The 13,972-nt window shown below is 59.9% G+C and carries 14 protein-coding genes; 9 read left to right on the top strand and 5 right to left on the bottom strand.

Annotated features, from left to right (window positions below; genetic code table 11):
• Positions 1-17: 17 nt before the first annotated feature.
• From ASD36_RS30630 to ASD36_RS14350, 3 genes are all read left to right on the top strand, one after another.
• On the top strand, positions 18-446 hold the full coding sequence (locus tag ASD36_RS30630) for a hypothetical protein (protein ID WP_156407478.1): 429 nt from the start codon (positions 18-20) through the stop codon (positions 444-446).
• 22 nt (positions 447-468) lie between these two features.
• Complete coding sequence (fumC, locus tag ASD36_RS14355) at positions 469-1,881, top strand: class II fumarate hydratase (RefSeq protein WP_112834666.1); 1,413 nt, start codon at positions 469-471, stop codon at positions 1,879-1,881.
• A 183-nt stretch (positions 1,882-2,064) separates the two neighbouring features.
• Complete coding sequence (locus ASD36_RS14350) at positions 2,065-3,132, top strand: GGDEF domain-containing protein (protein ID WP_060505596.1); 1,068 nt, start codon at positions 2,065-2,067, stop codon at positions 3,130-3,132.
• Between the two features lie 164 nt (positions 3,133-3,296).
• On the opposite strand, the gene ASD36_RS14345 is transcribed toward ASD36_RS14350, so the two are convergent.
• Positions 3,297-3,905 (bottom strand): pyridoxamine 5'-phosphate oxidase family protein, encoded by a 609-nt coding sequence (locus tag ASD36_RS14345; protein ID WP_060505658.1) that lies wholly within the window; start codon positions 3,903-3,905, stop codon positions 3,297-3,299.
• Positions 3,906-3,970: 65 nt separating this feature from the next.
• The gene (locus tag ASD36_RS14340) at positions 3,971-4,897 is read right to left on the bottom strand and encodes an alpha/beta fold hydrolase (protein ID WP_060505597.1); all 927 of its coding nucleotides are present in this window, start codon (positions 4,895-4,897) and stop codon (positions 3,971-3,973) included.
• Positions 4,898-4,944: 47 nt separating this feature from the next.
• On the opposite strand from ASD36_RS14340, the gene ASD36_RS14335 reads away from it, so the two are divergent.
• Positions 4,945-5,430 (top strand): MarR family transcriptional regulator, encoded by a 486-nt coding sequence (locus ASD36_RS14335; protein ID WP_060505659.1) that lies wholly within the window; start codon positions 4,945-4,947, stop codon positions 5,428-5,430.
• A gap of 19 nt (positions 5,431-5,449) precedes the next feature.
• On the opposite strand, the gene ASD36_RS14330 is transcribed toward ASD36_RS14335, so the two are convergent.
• Positions 5,450-5,824: a DUF971 domain-containing protein gene (locus tag ASD36_RS14330; protein ID WP_060505598.1), complete on the bottom strand. Its 375-nt coding sequence runs from the start codon at positions 5,822-5,824 to the stop codon at positions 5,450-5,452.
• 209 nt (positions 5,825-6,033) lie between these two features.
• Here ASD36_RS14330 and moaA point away from each other — a divergent pair, with 209 nt between their 5' ends.
• Together moaA and ASD36_RS14320 are read left to right on the top strand one after the other, a co-directional pair.
• Entirely contained in the window at positions 6,034-7,083 is a 1,050-nt protein-coding gene (gene moaA / locus ASD36_RS14325) for a GTP 3',8-cyclase MoaA (protein ID WP_060505599.1), read from the top strand.
• Positions 7,084-7,117: 34 nt separating this feature from the next.
• Positions 7,118-8,038 (top strand): aminoglycoside phosphotransferase family protein, encoded by a 921-nt coding sequence (locus ASD36_RS14320; RefSeq protein ID WP_060511001.1) that lies wholly within the window; start codon positions 7,118-7,120, stop codon positions 8,036-8,038.
• Positions 8,039-8,108: 70 nt separating this feature from the next.
• Here ASD36_RS14320 and ASD36_RS14315 read toward each other — a convergent pair whose 3' ends face one another.
• Positions 8,109-10,661 (bottom strand): HAMP domain-containing methyl-accepting chemotaxis protein, encoded by a 2,553-nt coding sequence (locus ASD36_RS14315; protein ID WP_060505601.1) that lies wholly within the window; start codon positions 10,659-10,661, stop codon positions 8,109-8,111.
• Between the two features lie 452 nt (positions 10,662-11,113).
• Here ASD36_RS14315 and ASD36_RS14310 point away from each other — a divergent pair, with 452 nt between their 5' ends.
• From ASD36_RS14310 to mobB, 3 genes are read left to right on the top strand one after another with little or no spacing between them, the layout of a single operon-like run.
• On the top strand, positions 11,114-12,019 hold the full coding sequence (locus ASD36_RS14310; protein ID WP_060505602.1) for a DMT family transporter: 906 nt from the start codon (positions 11,114-11,116) through the stop codon (positions 12,017-12,019).
• 25 nt (positions 12,020-12,044) lie between these two features.
• Entirely contained in the window at positions 12,045-12,704 is a 660-nt protein-coding gene (mobA, locus tag ASD36_RS14305) for a molybdenum cofactor guanylyltransferase MobA (protein ID WP_060505603.1), read from the top strand.
• Positions 12,701-13,234 (top strand): molybdopterin-guanine dinucleotide biosynthesis protein B, encoded by a 534-nt coding sequence (gene mobB, locus ASD36_RS14300; protein ID WP_060505604.1) that lies wholly within the window; start codon positions 12,701-12,703, stop codon positions 13,232-13,234. The genes mobA and mobB overlap by 4 nt, the downstream gene beginning before the upstream one ends.
• Positions 13,235-13,243: 9 nt before the next feature.
• On the opposite strand, the gene ASD36_RS14295 is transcribed toward mobB, so the two are convergent.
• Positions 13,244-13,966, bottom strand: a complete 723-nt coding sequence (locus tag ASD36_RS14295) for a polysaccharide deacetylase family protein (protein WP_060505605.1) — start codon at positions 13,964-13,966, stop codon at positions 13,244-13,246.
• Positions 13,967-13,972 lie beyond the last annotated feature (6 nt).

The following is a 13,972-nucleotide window of genomic DNA, read 5'->3' as shown; positions in this document are numbered from 1 at the left end:
CGTACTTATAAGAAAGGATGGTGAATGAAAAGGAAACGCGCGCCCCGAAAGGCCCGGACAGCCCGTCACAAATCCGTGACGGCACCTGCATGAGGAAGACGGATCAGAACATCCAAAAATTTGAATTCCCTGCATTATTTTTTCACTGCGAAAGAAAATCGGCTTTCCCCGCAAAAACCGCGGAAAACACCGGCCAAACTATCCACCCGCTTGTGTCTGAAAAGGCACAGGCCAACCGGCGCCAGGACACGCGAACGATCATCACGGCCAGCAATCACAGGAAACATCGAACGGGCGGTATTTTAAACGATTGTAGCACGGCACCCACCCGCGCAACCTCTTTACAAGCACCGGCCACCTGGGCCAGAGAGAACCGCATCACAGCTTCGGTCCGTCGCAGCGCGGCGGCCTCACTCACCTTCCGGTGCCGTACCGCCCGGCCTTGAAACCGCCCCGGTCCAACACCGCATGACGAAAGCAGGGATTACGATGACAGCAACGCGCACGGAAACAGATACGTTCGGCCCGATCGAAGTCGCCAACGACCGCTATTGGGGCGCACAGGCACAACGCTCGCTCGGCAATTTCAAGATCGGCTGGGAAAAGCAGCCGCTGTCGATCGTGCGCGCGCTGGGCATCGTCAAGCAAGCTGCCGCCCGCGCCAACATGGAATTGCAGGGCCTTGACCCGACCGTCGGCAACGCAATCATTGCCGCAGCCCAGGAAGTCATCGACGGCAAGCTCAACGAGCACTTTCCGCTCGTCGTCTGGCAGACCGGCTCCGGCACGCAGTCGAACATGAACGCCAACGAAGTCATTTCCAACCGTGCGATCGAAATGCTCGGCGGCGTCATGGGCTCAAAGAAGCCTGTCCACCCGAACGACCACGTCAACATGAGCCAGTCGTCGAACGACACCTATCCGACGGCCATGCATATCGCCTGCGCCGAGCGCGTCGTCCACGATCTCCTGCCGGCGCTGAAGCACCTGCATGCAGCCCTCGTCGCCAAGGTGAAGGCCTTCGATCATATCATCAAGATCGGCCGCACGCACACGCAGGACGCTACCCCCCTGACGCTCGGCCAGGAATTTTCCGGTTACGCCGCCCAGGTCGCCTCCTCGATCAAGCGCATCGAAATGACCCTGCCGGGTCTCTGCGAACTTGCGCAGGGCGGCACGGCCGTCGGAACCGGGCTCAACGCGCCGATCGGCTTTGCCGAAAAGGTTGCCGATGAGATCGCCAAGATCACCGGTATCGCCTTCGTCACCGCGCCGAACAAGTTCGAGGCGCTGGCCGCCCACGATTCGATGGTATTCAGCCACGGCGCCATCAACTCGGCAGCCGCTGCACTCTTCAAGATCGCCAACGATATCCGCTTCCTCGGCTCCGGCCCGCGCTCGGGCCTTGGCGAACTGTCGCTGCCGGAAAATGAGCCGGGCTCGTCGATCATGCCGGGCAAGGTCAATCCGACCCAGTGCGAAGCGCTGACGCAGGTCTGCGTCCAGGTCTTCGGCAACAACGCGGCACTGACCTTTGCCGGCAGCCAGGGTCATTTCGAACTCAACGTCTACAATCCGTTGATGGCCTATAACTTCCTGCAGTCGGTTCAACTCCTGTCCGACGCCGTGATCTCCTTTACCGACAATTGCGTTGTCGGCATCGAGGCCCGCGAAGACAATATCAAGGCGGCGCTCGACCGCTCGTTGATGCTGGTCACGGCGCTGGCCCCCAAGATCGGCTATGACAACGCCGCAAAGATCGCCAAGACCGCGCACAAGAATGGCACGACCCTTCGCGAAGAAGCTGTTGGCGGCGGCTACGTCACCGACGCGGAGTTCGATGCGGCGGTTCGCCCCGAAACGATGATCAGCCCTTCCTGATACGTCACCGCACAATCTCCGGTAGATCATACGGGCGGCCATCACGGCTGCCCGTTTCTATTTGGCAGGGCCGGACACCTTATTTCGGTGCAATCTAATTGACTAAATTTGCCAAACGTTAAGGCTTCCAAAATCTTTGATGCCTAAAACTAGCGGCCCGAGACAACAAAACAGGAGCTTGCCATGCAAGCGGCTTCGAACAAGGTACAGATGCCGGATATCGCAGCGCAGGTAACCTATGCGATGCGGATCATGGGTATTTCACCCCTACCGCGCAACTATGAGCTTTATTATGAAGCCTATATCGGCTCCAACCCCAAGCTGACGAAGGAACTGGCTGCGCTCGGCAGCCGGGCAACCCAGGAAGAACTGGACGAGATCGGCGCCCGCTATTTCAGCCATGTCCACCATGCCGCAGGCATCGACCGGGCCCACAACCACCTGACGAGCGAGCTTGTCGAACTTCTCAAGCTGCTGAAGGACGAACAATTCGCGCTCGAGAACTATAACAAGCTGCTGGACGAGACGTATCAGAACATTACCGGCAAAAGCAGCTCCAGCGCCGAAATCCTGCGCCAATGCGTCAGCCTCCTGACCGAGGCAACGGCGGACACGATGAACCAGGGCAAGGAACGCGCCGAAAACGTATCGCTGAAATCCTTCGAGATGGAAGTCATCCGCCAGGAACTCGACGAATACAAACGCATCGCCAACACGGATTCGCTGACGCGCCTCGCCAACCGCCGGGCATTCGACGAAAAACTCGCCGCGATCTACAACTCCGAACAGCAGCGCAGCTTTACCGGCCTTCTGATCGCCGATATCGATCATTTCAAGAAGGTCAATGACAGCTACGGCCACCCCGTCGGCGACAAGATACTGGCGACTGTCGGTACGGTCATCCGCGCCAACCTGCGCCGCGATGCCTTTGTGGCGCGCACAGGCGGTGAGGAATTTGCCATCATTCTGGGCGATAGCAGCCTGGAAGAAAGCCTGCAGGTCGCAGAGCGCATCCGCAATGCCTTGGCGACCACGCCCTTCAAAAACTCCAAGACCGGCGTCAACTATGGTCCGATCACACTGTCCGTCGGTGTCTGCCAGGCATCGCATGCCGATGACCCGACCGACCTCTACAACAAGGCCGACATCGCGCTCTATTGCGCCAAGAACGCCGGCCGCAACAGGACGATCCTGTTTGAAGAGGGTATGAAGAAGGATACCGGCAAAAACTGGCTGATTTACCGCAAGTAGGCGGCAATCCCATTGTTGGACCATGGCGCCCTAGTGGCGCCCTTTGTCATTCTTGGGCTGCCGGAAACAGCGACACGACCTGCAGGCCGAAACATCGGCCGCCTTGCCGATAGCGATCAGTTCGGGACGGTACTCGAAATGCATGGTGTCGTAAGGTCTGCGCACTACCACATGGTTTTTGCGGCGCGTTCGGGCCATTCGCGGTCATAGGTTTCCTTGTCGAAATCCGCTTTGGCGGCCTTCAGCAGCGTGCCGGGCGTCGGCAGGGACTGCGGATCGACAAAGCGATCCGGGTTCCAAATCTGAGAGCGGATCAATGCTCTCGCGCACTGGAAATAGACTTCGCCGATGGTGACGACGATGACGCTGCGCGGGTGTTTACCGTCGACCTCGAACGATCCGGTCAACTCGGGATCGACGCTGACCACGGCCGTGCCGTTGATCCGCATCGTCGTGGCGGAGCCGGGTACAAGAAACATCAACGCCACCCGCGGATCACGCACGATATTGGCAAGCGAATCGACCCGGTTATTGCCGCGCCAGTCCGGCATCAGCACCGTCTTGTCGTCGGCAATCCGAACAACACAGGCATCATCACCACGCGGCGAACAGTCGAGCCCTTCCGGTCCCACCGTGGCAAGCGCTGCAAACGGGGCCGCCTCGATCATCCTGGCATAGTCCGGTGTCAGCCGGCTGGTGACCTTCACCAGCGAGGCTTCGCTTGCGCCGCCGTAAAGCGCGTTCAGTTCTTCCACCGTGCGAATGATCGTCATGCCGTTCTCCACCGGATCCCGCTCCATCGAGCGTGGCGATCCTTTCGATGGATAGCATGACGCCTTCATGACACCATACGCAATTTTCGCTCAGTTGCGGCTTCCGGTGCATGGATAAAGGCATTGATCCGCTCGATCACCGGCGCAGCAGACACGATACGGCGATGGCCAAACCCATTGGCCCAATGGAGTTCGACATTAGATCCCGCCGCTGCATAGCGGCGCGCATGTTCGGCGGAAACCTCCTTGTCGTCTTCGGCATGAATCACCAGCACCGGCGCGGTCACCATGCCGACAATACGGGCCGCATCAAACTCTTCCAGCCGCCGGCCGGACAAGCGAACGACCATGCCCGCAAGCGCCGTCTGCGCTCCCGGAGACAGGCGAAGAACCTTTCCAAACCCTTTGAAAAGCCATGTCATTTCGCTCGGCGCACCGATCAGCACCATTCTCTTGGCGCTATGCGGCGGCACATCGCAAACCAGACCACCCGCAGCGCAAGCCAGGCTCGCGCCGCCGAAAGAATGCCCGACAGCCACATCGAACCCGCCGAAATGCCGCCAAGCCGCATCGATCGCCCGCACCGCTGCCGGCATCGTCAAGGTACGCCCCGGCGAAGCGCCATGCCCCGGCCAGTCGAGCGCGACCACCTCGGCACCACCGGCCGTCAACCCATCGATCATGGGCGCCAGATAGTTGCTGCGCGAACCCCAGCCATGGACGAGCAAAATGCGTTTGGTGGCGCTCCCGGCCGATTGCGCCTGAAAATGCTTGGCCATTACCCAGCCATCGGAAAAAGACAGCGTGACCGGCCGCGCTCTTGCCATGACGGGTTCAGCAGCAGCCAACGCTGCCTTTTCCTTGCCGCTCTTTGCTTTCCGCGACGGCGTGATGCTGAACAGCCGAAACGCCAGACGCCCTGCCTTCTCCGGCGAGAAAGCCGAAACCGCTTTGAGCGCAAGGCGAGTGACCTTGATCGCAAAGGATGCCATAGTAGGATTCCCACAAAATGTTCAATGATGAACAATATTGTACAACGATGAACGAAAAGCAAGAGACAATCGAACAGCATCATTTTCCCTGGGATCATCCCCGTTTCCGCAGCTGGATCGCCGTTGCCCGCGCCTGCCAACTGGCCCAGCAGGCACTGACCCGCAAGCTCGCCGGCCTCGGCATCAAGCCGCCGCATCTGGATATCCTGGTCAACATCTATCGTTTTGAAGGCATTTCGCAGCAGGAACTGGCGCGAAAGCTGCTGGTCGGCCGCTCCAACATGAGCATGCTTCTGCCGCAACTTGAAAATCGTGGGTTGATTGAGCGGCGCGGCGATGAAAAGGACAAGCGCGTGTTGCGGCTGTCGCTGACGGCAAGCGGCCGCCTCTTGACCGAACAGGCGATGGAGATCCAGACAGCGCTGATCGACAAGTCGCTGGAAAACGAACCCATCGAGGAATGCCTGATGATTGCCCAGTCGATGGAGCGGCTGATCCAGCGGTTGTTGGAGGAGGAAGATGTTCTCGACTAGCCGGAGGAAATGCGCGCGGTCAGCGCGGCTTTTCCGCCTTGTCCCGCGTCATGCCCTTGGCGGCCAGATCCTGTTCGTAAGCAGCAAATAACGTCTCGCCGGTGGCGCCCAGTTCACGCAGATACGTCCAGGTGAAGATCCCGGTATCGTGGCCGTCATCAAAACCGATGCGCACGGCATAGTTTCCGGTCGGCGTCATCGAAATGATCGAGACATTGCGCTTGCCGGGCACCGTCAATCCCTGCCCCGGCCCATGGCCCTGAACTTCCGCAGACGGCGAGAGAACCCGCAGCATCTCCGCCGAAAGATCGAAGGACGTGCCATCGTTGAAGGCAATCGTCAGCCGGTGGCGGTCTTTTGATACACGCAGTTCGGTCGGCCAGATATCGCTCATGTCCTGCAGTCTCCATTGGTGCATGGGAGCACTAGCGCAATTTCCCGCCGGATGGAATTGTCTGCAAGCAAAGCCCCTTCCCTTGATCATAGCCTGCACTTCCCCCGATCATAAGAAAGTGTTTCTCGCCCGTTTCTCGTGCTTTTGAACGCTTTCGCCTTGACGCAGCCCGTTTTGGTCACGACATTGATGAAACAGGGAGAATTGTGTTGAATACCGTCACCATCGACCGGATCGGCGCCCAGAGGCTGAAAGACGCCCAAACACCGATGATCGACCCGTTCGGGCGGGCCGTGACCTATCTCAGGGTTTCGGTGACGGATCGCTGTGACTTCCGCTGCACCTATTGCATGGCGGAAAACATGACCTTTCTGCCCAAAAAGGACCTCCTGACACTGGAAGAGCTGAACCGGCTCTGTTCCGCCTTCATCGCCAAGGGCGTACGCAAACTGCGGCTGACCGGTGGAGAACCTTTGGTCCGCAAGAACGTCATGTTCCTGGTGCGTGAACTCGGCAAGCATGTGCACTCGGGCGCGCTCGATGAGCTGACGCTCACCACCAACGGCTCGCAACTGTCGAAGTTTGCCGCCGAGCTTGCCGATTGCGGCGTCCGCCGCATCAATGTCTCGCTCGACACATTGGACCCCGAAAAATTCAAGCAGATCACGCGCTGGGGTGAGTTTTCCAAGGTCATGGAAGGCATCGACGCCGCCCAGGCTGCCGGCATTCACGTCAAGATCAATGCCGTGGCGCTAAAAGGCTTCAACGACGCGGAAATCCCCGCCATGATGCGTTGGGCGCATGGCCGTGGCATGGATCTGACGCTGATCGAAACCATGCCGATGGGCGAGATCGACGAGGACCGTACCGACCATTACATGCCGCTGTCGGAGATGCGCGAGCGCCTCGCCGAACAGTTCAGCTTCTCAGACATCCCCTACAAGACCGGCGGACCGGCGCGTTATCTGCAGGTGGCGGAAACCGGCGGCAGGCTCGGCCTGATCACGCCCATGACCCATAATTTCTGCGAGAGCTGCAATCGTGTGCGCCTCACCTGCACCGGCACACTCTATATGTGCCTTGGCCAGAACGATGCCGCCGACCTGCGCACGGCGCTCCGCGCCTCCGATGACGACGCCTACCTGTCAACCGTCATCGACGAAGCCATCACCCGCAAGCCAAAGGGCCACGACTTCATCATCGACCGCACCCGCAACAAACCGGCTGTCGCCCGCCATATGAGTGTTACCGGCGGCTGAGCGGCAACCTTTTACGGATAGGCGCGGGCTATCAATGCCGACCACAAGGATGCATGACGACGAGCTTGATATCAACAGGCCCCTTGTCAGCCGCCTGATCGCGGAACAGTTTCCGGCCTGGGCCGGCCTTCCGCTCAAACCCGTCCAGTCGGCCGGCACAGACAATGCTCTCTACCGGTTAGGGAGCGACATGGTGGTGCGTCTGCCGCGCCGCATGGACGCCGCCCTGCAGGTGGAGAAGGAAAGCCGCTGGCTACCGCGCCTCGCGCCAGACCTGCCGCTCGCAGTACCCGTTCCGCTGGCGCTTGGCACGCCCACCGCCGGTTATCCCTTCCATTGGTCCGTCTGCCGTTGGCTGCCAGGCGAAGACGCTGTTACCACCCCGATCTTCGACCTGAACGAAGCTGCCGTCAGTCTTTCCCGGCTCATCTCTGCCCTGCGGAAAATCGACGCCACGGGCGGCCCGCCACCCGGCGCGCACAATTTTTCCCGGGGTGCCTCTCTGGCAAGCCGGGACGCACAGACACGCGCTGCCATCAAAAACCTGGGCGGCACCATGGAAACGGCTCCGTTGACGCAGGCCTGGGATGCCGCCCTTGAAATAGAACCGTGGGACAAGCCGCCCGTCTGGCTCCATGGCGATATCCATGCCGGGAACCTGCTGACCGCACAGGGACGCATCACCGCTGTCATCGACTTCGGCGGCCTCGGTGTCGGTGATCCTGCCTGCGACCTGATGTTTGCCTGGAATCTGCTCTCCGCCGAAGCCCGCGCGACGCTCCGCTTGCAACAGACCGTGGATGGCGCGACATGGGGCAGAGCCAGAGGCTGGGCATTGTCCGTCGCCATCGTCGCCCTGCCTTATTATCTTCACACAAACCCGGCCCTGGTCGGGATATCGCGTCATGCTATCAGCCAGGTCCTTGCCGATCATGCGGACAGATTGAACAATTGACCCATTGCAACGGCAAAGGCCGCCGGACTTGTCGTCGGGCGGCCTTGAATTTTTCCAGCGTTTTACTCGCTCAGGCAGCGTAACTTCTGCCATACTGCTCGACCCGCCCGCCCGAGATTGAGCGGCTGGTGCCCGTCTTGAAGCGCTCGATCTTCTCGTTGAGGATATCGACCTGATGGCGCAGGCCGTGGATTTCGGCGGTGTTTTCCTCGACCATCGCTGCATTCTGCTGGGTGATCAGTTCCACCTCGCGCACCGCCTGATTGACCTCGTTGAGGCCGCGGTACTGATCGGCGGCGGCGGCTTCGATATTGCTGACCAGCTGATGGATCGTCGAGATATGGTCGTTGATGACGGTCAGCGCCTTGCCGGTTTCCTGCACCAGTTCCACACCGCCGCGCACTTGCACAGAGCTCTCCGAAATCAGCCCCTTGATCTCGCGGGCGGCACCGGCGCAGCGCTGGGCAAGCTCGCGCACTTCCTGCGCGACGACGGCAAAGCCACGGCCCGCCTCGCCGGCGCGGGCTGCCTCGACACCGGCGTTCAGCGCCAGAAGATTGGTCTGGAATGCGATTTCGTCAATGACGCCGATGATCGTCGAAATCTTGTCGGACGACTTGTTGATCGCCGCCATCGCGTCGATCGCCTTGGCGACGACTTCGCCGGAATGCTTGGCATAGCTGTGGGTCTGGTCGACCGATACAGTGGTCTTGTGCGCACTTTCGGCCGTCGAGCGGACGATCTCCGTCAGTTGTCCGAGAGCACGAGAGCTTTCTTCCAGCGCGGCCGCCTGCTGTTCGGTCCGGCGAGCGAGATCGTCGGCCGAGGTCGACAGGTTACCGGTTCCGCTGGTGATTTCATCGGTCACGGAACGGACGTCGATCAGGGTTGCGCGCAATGCCTCGACGGCGTTGTTATAGGTCCGGGCCATGACGATGTAATCTTCGGACAAGTCTTCCGCCATGCCTTCTTCCAGATTGCCGTCGGCAAGCTTGGCAAGCACATCGGACAAAGCCGTCAGCGCTTCCATCTGTTCGGCCTCGATGCGGGCACGTTCATGGCGGCGGCGGGCTTCTTCCTCAGCCGACAATGTGCGGGCGGCTTCGGCTTCCTGTCCCAACCGGACATTTTCGACGGCATTATCGCGGAACACGGCAACCGAACGCACCATGTCGCCGATCTCGTCACCGCGGTTGCGGCCTTCGATAGAGACCTCAAGGTCGCCATTGGCAAGCCGCGTCATCGTCTCGGTAACGCGCTTCAACGGACCGCGCAGGGTCTCGATCAGCATCAGACCACCGACGATGGCCAGCAACGTACCCGCCACCATGGCGATGATCGACACATCGGCGGAACGCTGGCTGTCTTTCTTGCCGGCCTCCTGGGCGCTGGAAACGAAATTCTCCAGCGTCTGGCTGGCATCGGCTACCAGCGATGCCGCTTCAGCCTTGGCTGCCTGCCAGCGGGCGCCGACATCGATCAGCTGGGCGGTGCCGGTGTCGATCTGCTCGAGCGATGGCGCCAGCTTGCCGGCCAGATCGCGCAGTGCCGCATTCTTCGCCCCGAGTTCTGAAAGCTTCGTCACGCTTGCGCGCACGGCCGCAATATCGGTCATCACATTGTCGCGGCTTGCGGTATCCAGCCTGCGGTGCAGTTCGCTGATATGCAGGCGCGTGTCATCAAGCCCCTTGAAGGTCTCGTTCATCAGGCCGATCAGCGTCTTCAAAGTGGAAATTTCGTTGTCCATGCCGACGAATCGCTTGGCCGCCGTGTCTGAATTGGTGGCAGCCTCCTTGGCAAAGTCGGATTCATATTTCGAAAACTTGATCAGTGCCGAACTCAATTGCGTCTTCTTGACGTCGTTCGGATCGCTGCTGGCCAGAATATCCTGAATGACCTTGGTATCGGCCTTTACCTCGGCGATCCTCTTCACAACCTTGTCGGAAGCGATCTTTTCGGCCTCGGCAATCTGTTTCAAAAGATGCGGCATCAGCGTGGTGGCCTGCTGGACCTTGGCATCCGGCGCGATTGCCATGGTGACCGGCAGGCGGAATTTCTTGATCCGTTCGGCAAGGCCCTGGTAGGCAGCCGCATCAAACAGCAGCGCCTTGGCAAAGGATTCCTTCTCGCCCGATTCCTTGCGCAGGATATCGATCTGCTTGAAGGCGGTATTGCCTTGCGCCGTCATCTCCGCAAGGGCCGCATCAAGAGATACCGTGACGGTATCGCGCTCAGTCTTGATCGACCAGAGCTTGTTTTCTTGTCCTCGCATCGCCTCACCGAGCGAAACCACCGAGTGGATCTTGGCCTTGTCTTCGCCTGCAGTCAGCAGGCCGTCCAACGTCCGGATACCCTTTTCCTGTTCGTCGATGCGGCTCGCAAGCGTCGCGCGCGCCTCATCGGTGGGATTATCGACGAAACTTTGCAGCCCGCTGCGCAGTGACTGGAAATCAGAGAGATTGTTGATCGTCTCGCGCGTCACAGTCATATGCCCGTTCAGCGTGCTTGCGGTGAAGTAACCGACAAGGCCAATACCGGCGATCAGCGCCACCAGAGGCACGACGAACAGCAAAACTTTGGTGACGATGCGCAGACGCTGCAAAGAACGATCGATCAGGGACATTCCGAACTCCAGATATTGAGCAAATCTGACATTTCCGCCAGATTGCTCTCTGGTTGAGAACGAACGTACCGGGGCGCATCCATGGCGCTTGCCGGAATGTCATCCGATTGACTTTGGCGGAAATACTTTCCGTTACGTCAACCTTGTTCGCATCATGCGATGGGCAGCGGAATGTCGGCACGATAGGCAGCGAAACTTAATATTTCGCCAAAGATAAATCGGCTAATCTTGCGCTCAAAAAAAACGGCAAGGCGATATTTCACGGTTCTACAGCGCTGATGAAAATAGCTATTCTTGCATTTCTGCTATCAATTCGAACAGGCGAAGGATTGCAGTTGCATAAAAGAAGTGCCGATGCTTTAGACTTGGGCAAGACCAGCAGCGCAGACTTTCAGTACGCCGCATCGCTGAATGATAAAACGGATAGCGATGAGAACGGACAATCAAAAATAATGCAACCGACTGCCAATTTCCGCGGCGCCATCTTCATGTGTCTGGCGATGGCTGGCTTCACCTGCAATGACGCATTGATCAAATCCGTCACCGGCGTCATGAATGCCGGCCAGATCATGCTGGTGCGCGGCTTCTTCACATCCGTTCTGGTCCTCTTGCTCGCCCGCCATTTTGGCGCCCTGCGCTCATTCCGGTTGATTCGCTCACCGATCATCGCGCTCAGAATAGCTGCCGAAGTCGGCGCCTCCATTTCCTATATCTACGCGCTCGGCCAGATCCCGCTCGCCAATGCCTCGGCGATTCTGCAGGCCCTGCCATTGGCCGTCACGCTCGGAGCAGCGCTGTTCCTGGGTGAACCGGTTGGCTGGCGGCGCTGGGTGGCAATTCTTGTCGGTTTCGCCGGTGTACTGATCGTTCTCAGGCCCGGGCCTGAAGGGTTTAACGGCGCAGCACTCAGCGTCGTGGCCTCGGTGGTCTTCGCGGCGATCCGGGATCTCTGCACCCGCCGGATCGATCCCGCCATTCCATCCCTGTTCATCTCCGTCATCACGGCAACGGTCATAACATTGACCGGGGCGATTTTGATCGTGCCGCTCGGCGGCTGGCAGCCAATGTCGATGGCTTCGATCGGCATTCTGGCGGCTGCCAGTCTGCTGCTTCTTGTCGGCTACCAGTGCATCGTGCTGGCCATGCGCAATGGTGAAATCGCCATCGTCGCTCCCTTCCGCTATACCAGCCTGCTCTGGTCGATCAGCATCGGCATCCTGTTCTTCTCCGAAGAACCGGATATCTGGATGGTGACTGGCGTGGCGATCATCATCGCGTCGGGGCTTTATACATTCGCCCGTGAAAACAAACGGCGGATGGCGCTCGCGCAACGATCGGAACCGGGATCGCCGAAATGACGGGATTGAAGCGTAAGGAGATGCGATGATCACACAGGCGACCCCATCGGCACATCTTCCCCGCGGCGTCGTCCTTGCCGGTGGCCTGTCTTCGCGCATGGGTCAGGACAAGGCGGCGGTGATGCTTGGCGGCAAGCCGCTGGTTCACCATGTCATTGAGCGCCTCGCCCCGCAGACGGCCGGTCTCAGCGTCAACAGCAACATCGGCACCGGCTTGGACCTCGCTGCCGCGATTGCCGTCTTTGGAGATACCGTTCCAGGCCATGTCGGGCCTATGGCAGGCGTACTTTCGGGCATGCGCCATGCCGCAAGGCATTCCCCTGCGGCAAGCCACGTCGCGACCGTCCCGACCGATACGCCATTCTTTCCGCGGAACCTCGTGGCGCGCCTTCAGGCGGCGATCACGGAACCCAACCAGATCGCCGTTGCCTATTCGGGCGATATCATGCACCCCGTCTTTGCGCTCTGGCCGGTTGCCCTTGCGGATGAACTTGAACATTGGCTGCTGACCGACGGCAAGCGCCGGGTGCGCGGTTTCATCGAGCGTCATCCGGTTGGGAGGGTCGATTTTCCCGTGATTGAAACCGTGGACGGACCGATCGATCCGTTCTTCAACATCAACACGCCGGCCGACCTTGAAGCGGCCGAACGCTGGCTGCAGCTTATCGAGGGACGTGAAAAATGACAGCGCCAGAGACCGTTAGCCCGAAAATCTTTGGCATCGCCGGCTGGAAAAATTCCGGCAAGACAGGCCTTGCCGTCCGGCTGGTCACAGAACTGACACGGCGCGGCTACCGCGTCTCGACGATCAAGCACGCCCACCATGATTTCGACATCGACAAGGTCGGCGCCGACAGTTTTCGCCATCGTGAAGCCGGTGCTCACGAGGTGACGATCGTCTCCGGCATGCGCTACGCCATCATGCACGAATTGCGCGGCGCACCGGAACCGAGCTTTCCGGAAATCCTTGCCCGCCTCGCACCGTGCGATCTCGTACTGATCGAAGGATACAAACGCGAACCGATCCCGAAGATCGAGGCGCGGCGGCTGGAGGCGCAGAACCGCGAGCCCCTTGCTCCCACGGACCCGCACATCGTGGCGATTGCTGCCGATCATCCGGTCGAGGACAGCAGTCTCGTCATCTTCAACCTCAACGACACGCTGGCCATCGCCGATTTCATAGAACGCACAACCGGGCTGAAAAAACAGAACTGACGAACAGACTCAGTTGGTGGTTTCGTCGCTGCCATCATTCAGGCGAACGAACGTGTAGCCCCTGGCCTTGAGGTCGAGGATACCCTTCACGACACCGGAACCGGCTGCGTGCGCGGGCTGGTTGATATGGGCGATGAGGACGTCCCCATCCCGGGCAGACGCAAACCGCTTTTGCGCAGCCCCTGCCCCCAGCAGCGACCCGCCATCGCCATTCACCGAATAGCCGGCAACACGAAATCCCATCTGCCGGATCTGTCCGATCGACGACAGGGTGTATTTCGCTGTAGCGCCGCGAAACCAACGCGGCTGCAATCCCTGCGCCACGATTGCCGCTGCGCCGCCAGCGACCTCCGCCTCGACGGCCTGCGCACTCCCGGCCGCCGCGATGCCGTAGATCGACACGGGCCGATCGACAGCGGGAACATGCATCGCGCCGTGATTCTCGATCTCGAACAGATCCGGATGGGCCTTGAAGACGGCCATCGTCGCGGCATTGCGTTTGACCCACCGGGCCGTCACGAAAATGGTTGCGGGGATATGATTGTCGACCAGCGTGGACAGGATGCGCTCGTCGGTCTTGCCGCTGCAGGCATCGAAGGTCAGGGCGACGCGCGGGGCTGCCCCCTTCTCCTGGCTTTCAAGCCGCAACTGCGGTTCCACCAGCCGGGTCGCGGCGAGAGAAGCATGACCGGCCGAAACGCTGATCAGAAGGGCGGCGAGAAGGGTTTTCATCGGAAA

The organism is Rhizobium sp. Root1334, assembly GCF_001426665.1.
Taxonomy (GTDB): Bacteria; Pseudomonadota; Alphaproteobacteria; order Rhizobiales; family Rhizobiaceae; genus Pararhizobium.
This window is presented reverse-complemented; position numbering and strand designations above follow the sequence as displayed.